Genomic DNA, 7,307 nt, shown 5'->3' with positions numbered 1-7,307 from the left:
CAACAATAATAACGGCGACCCCTAACTTTCCCATCACGGCCGGGCGCGGGATGTATGCGCGCCGAGCCGGACCCAAAAGGATGATCCCCTATGGCCAATGCCCGCAAGATCCTGATCGTGGATGACGATACCGATCTGYGCGATACGTTGGTGGAGCAATTATCGCTGCACGAAGAATTTGAAGCCTCCGCCGTCGATACCGGCGCCAAGGGCGCAAGCGCCGCCAAGGCCAACTCCCCTGATCTCGTCCTGATGGATGTCGGCCTGCCCGACACCGACGGCCGCGAGGTGGTCCGCTCCCTGCGCAAGGGCGGGTTCAAGGCCCCGATCATCATGCTGACCGGGCACGACACCGATTCCGACACGATTTTGGGCCTGGAATCCGGCGCCAACGATTATGTCGCAAAACCCTTCCGCTTCGCCGTGCTGCTCGCCCGCATCCGCGCCCAGCTCCGCCAGCACGAAGCCAGCGAGGATGCCGTGTTCTCGGTCGGGCCCTACAGCTTCCGCCCGGGCTCCAAAATGCTGACCGCCGCCAATGCGCGCAAGGTGCGGCTGACGGAGAAGGAGACGGCGATCCTGCGCTTCCTCTACCGGGCCGGCCAGATGCCGGTCTCGCGCGAGACCCTGCTCCAGGAGGTCTGGGGCTACAATTCCGGCGTCACCACCCACACGCTGGAAACCCACATCTACCGTCTTCGCCAGAAGATCGAGAAGGATGCCGCCAACCCGGAAATCCTGGTGACGGAAGCCGGTGGCTACAAGCTGGTGCCGTGATACGCTTGAGCGGCGTGCGAATCGTTTTAGATCGCATGCCTTTGAGCCTCGGACCTGAATGTCAATCGACGACGACGTAGCGCTTCTCGAGCGTGTCCCGACATTGCGCCTGTTGGGAGATGCCTCGTTGCGCATGCTGGCGATCGGCTCCGAGCAGCGCGACTTCGTTCGCGGCGACGTCCTGTTCAATCTCGGCGACGACGCCGATGCCGGCTACGTGGTCCAGCGCGGCGCCTTTCGGGTCGATGACGGCGCCGGCGCCGAAATGATCGCAGGTCCCGGCGCGCTGATCGGCGAACTCGCGCTGGTGGTGCCGATGAAGCGGCCCTCGAGCGCGATCGCGATCGAGCACTCGTCGGTCATCCGCGTCGCGCGCAGCCTGTTTCAGCGCGTGCTCGAAAGCGACCCGGCTGCTGCGGTGCGCCTCCGCGACGAATTCGCCATCCGCTCCAGCCAGATCGCCAGCGATATCCTGATGGCCGGTGCGAAGCTGACAACGTAGCCGTCGTCCTGCGTTCGTGGTCGCGCATCGCAGTTGATGACCCCTCCTCCCTCTCCTCGCCGCAGATCTCATCCGCCGTTCAATTGATACAGTGCGCTGCGGCCGCCCTGGTACAGGCGCCGCAATCGCGGCAGGGCCGTCACGTGCGCTGCGTCGACGTCGAGCAGCCATACATATTCGAAACGATCGCGAGGAATTTGCGCGATCCTGTGCGCCAGCGCAGCACTCAGGTCGCCCTCGCAGCCGCCCGGAAGCGGCTGGATGTACTGAGATGGATCCGCATTGAACTCGGTGCCGCGCGCACGGAGCGGCGTAAGGAGTTGCTGGCCGGCCGACGCATCCCATTGCGAATTGACGAAGGCGTCCCGTTGCACGATGGCGAGCGACCCGAGATGCGCCACACGCGGTGYACGCCATGGCTCGCAGGAGGGCGGCCGTGTCAGGACCGCAATGCTCGCGCCCCGCGGAACGTCATTCAGCGCCTGCAGATGCTGCGCGAAACTGGCGTCATAGGCCGCGAACCCGACAGCCATGGCGACGATCCTGATGCCAAAAACGGCCAGCGCCATGCCTGCTACGATGGCGGAGCCACGCCACGGTCGGTCGGTGGGCGCGATGGCGGTGAGGCCGACGATGAAGAAGATCGGCCATAGCCGGACATCGGCATAGACCGCGCCGAACATCAGGCCCGGCATCAACAGGATCAGAACGAGGAAGATCGCCGCTCCGACGAGCAGAGCTGGGTTCAGCCGAACGTCGCGACTTCGTATTGCAAAATAAAGCAAGCCGATGGCCAGCAGCAGGGTCAGCGTGTCCAGCCCGATATTCTGATCGCGCAGCGTCCACACCAATCCGAGGAGCTTTGCGCTCATATCAAGGAAATGGCCCGTCGAAGCCGCGCCGGTGCCTTGGCGCCAAACGATCATGAGGACGGCCGGAATCATGACGGGCCAACTGCGTCGCAGAATGACAAGCGCCATGGAGGGCCATGCCCTTGGCTCGCGACGCCAGTTCCGGCAGAGCTCAAAGGCGCCGACGAGAACGACCAGAACGACCCAGCCATAGGCATGGGCCAACCAGACCAGGCAGGAGGCCGCCGCGAACAGCGCGGCGCGTAGTGCCGAACCATTCCTTTGTGCTCCCTGGACCCAGGATGCGAACACGTGAAATGCCAGGGCACAGCCCAGCCAATAGTTCACGAAGCCAAGCTGGAACGGATAGGACATCGTGAACCAGACGGCCGCGATGGCGAAAGGCGTGAGCTGTCCGTACATCGCCCGGCTGATCCGCGCGATTCCCCAGATCATGAGCGGAGGAAGCGCGAGCGCAATCAGCCAAACGGCGCGGTCGAAACCGAGAAGGCCCGCGAGCGGCACGATCAGCAGCTCAACACCGAGATTGCCAACCACGTGCCAGTGAAAATCCCAGTTTCGCTGCAGCGCCGGCGAGTCCGCCAGATGAAGCTGCACGTGGTAGCGACCGATATGTCCCAGGAAGTCGATCAGCGGCGGCGTCCGCACGAACCAGAAGGGGATCGTGCTCAGCAACATCAGTCCCGGGACGACGAGACGGGAATTCCACCAAGCACCAACCGGTGGTTCTCTGTGCTCTGGCGGCGCCGGCGTGCCCATCGTCTTCTCCGCAGGCTTATCAAACGTCCAGCGTCACCGTCACCGGCACGTGGTCCGACGGCCGCTCCCAGCTCCGCGCGTCGCGCAAGATCCTGAAATCGCTGACCGCATCCTTCAGCGCCCGCGAGACCCAGATGTGATCGAGCCGGCGGCCACGGTCGCCGACGGTCCAGTCGGCGGAGCGGTAGCTCCACCAGGTGTAGACCTTCTCCGACATCGGAATGCGCTCGCGCGCGACGTCGATCCATTCGCCGGCGTTCAGGGCGGCCTGCAGCTTCTCGGTTTCGATCGGGGTGTGCGACACCACCTTCAGCAGCTGCTTGTGCGACCAGACGTCGTTCTCGTGCGGGGCGACGTTGAGATCGCCGACCAGGATGTGGCGGTCCTCGCCGCGCGGATGCAGCGGCTCGCAGGCCGTCATCTCGTCGAGGAAGCGAAGCTTGTGATCGAATTTCTCGTTCAGCGCCGGATCGGGAATGTCGCCGCCGGCGGGCACGTAGAAATTATGCAGCACCAGCGGCTTTGCGATGTTCGCCTGCGTCCCGAAAGATACAGAAATGTGGCGCGAATCCACCTTGTCGCAGAAGGTGCGGATGTCCTTGGACTCGAACGGAATCTTCGAGACGATGGCGACGCCGTGATAGCCCTTCTGCCCGTTCAGCGCGACGTGCTCGTAGCCGAGCCGCTTGAAGCGCTTCAGCGGAAAGGCATCGTCGATGCACTTGGTCTCCTGGAGGCACAACACGTCGGGCCGCGCGCTCTTGAGAAACTTCGCGACCAGATCGATGCGCAGCCGCACCGAGTTGATGTTCCAGGTTGTCAGGGAAAGACGCATGGAGATGCGTCTTAGCATGGATTGGCGTCGGGAAAATGCTTGTCCACAGCGAGCTCTCGTAGGGTGGGCAAAGCGAAGCGTGCCCACCATGCCTACCGCGAGGAGGAGAGATGGTGGGCACGGCGCAAGTGCGCCTTTGCCCACCCTACGGCAGCGGAGCGCTTATCCCGGCGACGGGCCGTAATTGGTGAAATCGATCTTGAACATGCTCGGGTCGAGCTTCTTGCCCGCATCGAGATTGTAGACCGCAATCGTGGTGTCGTAGCCCTGCGGGTCGGTGACGGTCCATTGCTTGAGCTGGCCGTCCTTGGCGCCGAACATCAGCATCAGGCGGCTGGTGCCGACCAGCGCCTGCTTTTCCTCGATGGTGACGCTGACGAAGACGTCGTCGGCGGTGACGTTGACGACGTTGGTGTCCTTCATCAGGTCGATCCGGTCCGACAGCAGGAAGCGCAGCGGCGTCTGCGACAGCGGATAGACGTCCTGGGTGGCGAGCTTGCGGTCGCGCACCACGACCGACGATCCGTCGGCGACGATATCGATCGGGCTCGGCGGATCATATTCGAAGCGCACCTTGCCCGGCTTCTGGATGTAGAAGTCGCCCTGCGTCTTGCTGCCGTCGGGACCGACCTGGACGAAATTCCCGACCAGCGTCTGAAGCGAGGACAGATAGGCGCTGACCTTGGCGGCCTGTGCTTTCTGGTTGGCATCGAAGGTCTGGAAGATGCTGCTCGGCACGTTGCGGCGCGGATCCGGAATCACCGGATTGGGCGGCGCCTGGGTCGCGCCCGTGATCGACGGCCCCCCCGAGGGCGGAGCACCGTCACGGCCCTTCGGCGCGGGCTTCGGCACCGGCACGGTCTGTGCAAAAACGACCTGTGCGAAGGACGTCGCGGTCACCATCGCGGCGGTGACGAGAAGCACGCCGGCCACGCGCGCGCTTCGCGCGGCGATGGAGGCAGCGAATCGAATGTCCGGATGTCTGATCAACGCGTCGTCCTGTGTGGCTGGCCGCCTTTTTAGCGTGATTTCGGCCAAAAGCAGATAACGTTTTTGCGTGAAATAGTGTTCTGAGGCCCCCGCCTCACATATGGCTGTCTTCTTCCTCGACCAGAATCTCGCGTTTGCCGGCGTGGTTGGCGGGGCCGACAATGCCTTCCAGTTCCATGCGCTCCATCAGCGAGGCGGCCCGGTTGTAGCCGATTTGCAGGCGGCGCTGGATGTAGCTGGTCGACGCCTTGCGGTCGCGTTTGACGATGGCAACGGCCTGTTGGAAGAGATCGCCACCGCCATCGGCGCCCATGCCGCTGGCGTCGAACACGGCGCCGCCGTCCTCGTCCTCGGTGGGCTCCTCGGCCGTGACCGCTTCGAGATATTCCGGCTGTCCCTGCGTCTTGAGGTGGCGCACGACCTTCTCGACTTCCTCGTCCGAGGCGAAAGGCCCGTGCACGCGGCTGATGCGGCCGCCGCCGGCCATGTAGAGCATGTCGCCCTGGCCCAGCAGCTGCTCGGCGCCCATCTCGCCCAGGATGGTGCGGCTGTCGATCTTGGAGGTGACCTGGAAGGCGATGCGGGTCGGAAAGTTCGCCTTGATGGTGCCGGTGATGACGTCGACCGACGGACGCTGCGTGGCGAGGATCACGTGCAGKCCGGCGGCGCGCGCCATCTGCGCGAGACGCTGCACCGCGCCTTCGATGTCCTTGCCGGCGACCATCATCAGGTCGGCCATTTCGTCGACGATGATGACGATGTAGGGCAGCGGCTCGAGCGAGAGCTTCTCTTCCTCGTAGATCGCCTTGCCGGTCTCCTTGTCGAAGCCGGTATGCACCGTGCGCGTCGGCTCCTCGCCCTTGGCCTTCACCTCGAGCAGGCGCGCATTGTAGCCGTCGATGTTGCGCACGCCGAGCTTGGCCATGTTCTTGTAGCGCTCTTCCATCTCGCGCACGGCCCATTTCAGCGCGACCACGGCCTTCTTCGGGTCGGTTACGACCGGCGTGAGCAGATGGGGGATGCCGTCATAGACGGAGAGTTCGAGCATCTTCGGATCGACCATGATCAGCCGGCACTGGTCCGGGCGCAGCCGGTAGACCAGGCTGAGGATCATGGTGTTGATCGCGACCGACTTGCCGGAGCCGGTGGTGCCGGCGATCAGCATGTGCGGGGTGCGCGCCAGGTCGATGATGACGGGATCGCCGCCGATGGTCTTGCCGAGGCAGAGCGGCAGCTTCGCCACCGTATCGACGGTTTCCTTGGCGACCAGCAATTCGCGCAGATAGACCTTTTCACGATGCGCGTTCGGCAATTCGATGCCGATGGCGTTGCGGCCGGGAACGACGGCGACGCGCGCCGACAGCGCGCTCATCGAGCGGGCGATGTCGTCGGCAAGACCGATGACGCGCGACGATTTGATGCCGGGTGCCGGCTCCAGCTCGTACAGCGTGACCACCGGGCCCGGATTGGCTTTCACGATCTCGCCGCGCACGCCAAAATCCTGGAGCACGCCTTCGAGCGCGCGCGAATTGGCTTCCAGCTCGGCCTTGCTGAGCGGCTGGCGATCGCCAGCCTTCGGCGCGGCCAGCACGGACACGGACGGAAGCTCGAACTTGTCGGAGGATTTCTTGGCGGCGGCCTTCGGCGCAGCCTTCTTGCGCGGTGCGCGCGCGGCCGGCGCTTCCTCTTCCTCCTCCTCGTCCTCCTCGTCGTGCCCGTCCTCGTAATCCTCGTCCTCGGATTGCGGCGAGATCGGCGGCGCGCCGCGGCCGCCACCGAGATTCGGCTCCTGACGATCGAAGGCAATCGCGCGGGGCTTCGGTCCGCTCGAGACCAGCGAGCGATAGGCGGTGCCGAGTAGCCAGGTCAGCCGCGCCTTGGTGCTCATCAGCGCATGGAACAGCCAGCCCAGCGACACCGAGCCGCGCTCGCTGCCCTCGTCCTCGTCGAGCGGCGCATCGTCATCCTCGATCTGCGAAAGCTCTTCGTCGTGCTCGCGCGCGCCGAGACCGCAGGCGATCAGGAAGGTCGCTGCCATCGCGACGAACAGGATGACGCCGAGCACGATGCGATAGATTGTGCCGGCGGGTCCGAAAATCACCGCGGGCGCGCGCACCAGCGCGTCGCCGACCACGCCGCCAATTCCGGTCGGCAGCGGCCAGGCGCCGCCGTGCGGCCAGCAGCTCGCAAACCCCGCCGCGATCACCGTGCAGAGAATCCAGCAGCCGAGCCGCAGCGCTTCGCGGTCGAACGGGCGGTGGGTCAGCATGCGCCAGCCCCACACCGCGACGGTCAGGATCAGCATGATCGCGCCGAGCCCGAGGATCTGCATCGCGAGGTCGGCGCCGATGGCGCCGGCATAGCCGAGAATGTTGCGGATCGGCCGCGAGGTCGCGTGGCTGAGACTGGGATCCTGGACCGACCAGGTCATCAGCGCGGCCGAAGCGACGCCCGAGAGCGTGATCAGCCCGAGACCGGCGAGCTCGCGCACACGCCGCGTCAGCGCCTCGCGGATCGAGGGCGGCAGATGGCCGACCAGGGGAATGACACGTTCGATTGTCGACATGCTCAC

At 64.8% G+C, this 7,307-nt stretch carries 6 protein-coding genes; 2 read left to right on the top strand and 4 right to left on the bottom strand.

What is annotated here, in order from left to right; all coding sequences use genetic code 11:
• Positions 1-90: 90 nt before the first annotated feature.
• Together ACXJL8_RS04295 and ACXJL8_RS04290 are read left to right on the top strand one after the other, a co-directional pair.
• Positions 91-777: a response regulator transcription factor gene (locus ACXJL8_RS04295; protein ID WP_456684663.1), complete on the top strand. Its 687-nt coding sequence runs from the start codon at positions 91-93 to the stop codon at positions 775-777.
• Positions 778-835: 58 nt separating this feature from the next.
• On the top strand, positions 836-1,279 hold the full coding sequence (locus ACXJL8_RS04290; RefSeq protein WP_456621481.1) for a cyclic nucleotide-binding domain-containing protein: 444 nt from the start codon (positions 836-838) through the stop codon (positions 1,277-1,279).
• A gap of 68 nt (positions 1,280-1,347) precedes the next feature.
• Here the strand turns inward: ACXJL8_RS04290 and ACXJL8_RS04285 are convergent, their stop codons facing one another.
• From ACXJL8_RS04285 to ACXJL8_RS04270, 4 genes are all read right to left on the bottom strand, one after another.
• On the bottom strand, positions 1,348-2,910 hold the full coding sequence (locus ACXJL8_RS04285) for a hypothetical protein (RefSeq protein ID WP_456684662.1): 1,563 nt from the start codon (positions 2,908-2,910) through the stop codon (positions 1,348-1,350).
• 19 nt (positions 2,911-2,929) lie between these two features.
• A complete protein-coding gene (xth, locus tag ACXJL8_RS04280; RefSeq protein WP_456621483.1) occupies positions 2,930-3,745 on the bottom strand; it encodes an exodeoxyribonuclease III in 816 nt (271 codons plus the stop codon).
• A gap of 162 nt (positions 3,746-3,907) precedes the next feature.
• A complete protein-coding gene (locus ACXJL8_RS04275) occupies positions 3,908-4,678 on the bottom strand; it encodes an outer-membrane lipoprotein carrier protein LolA (RefSeq protein ID WP_456621535.1) in 771 nt (256 codons plus the stop codon).
• A gap of 151 nt (positions 4,679-4,829) precedes the next feature.
• Entirely contained in the window at positions 4,830-7,307 is a 2,478-nt protein-coding gene (locus ACXJL8_RS04270; protein ID WP_456621484.1) for a DNA translocase FtsK, read from the bottom strand.

The sequence above is a fragment of the Bradyrhizobium sp. P5_C11_2 genome (assembly GCF_054049755.1).
The sequence above is the reverse complement of the archived record's forward strand: the minus strand, read 5'-3'. Positions and strand labels throughout refer to the sequence as shown.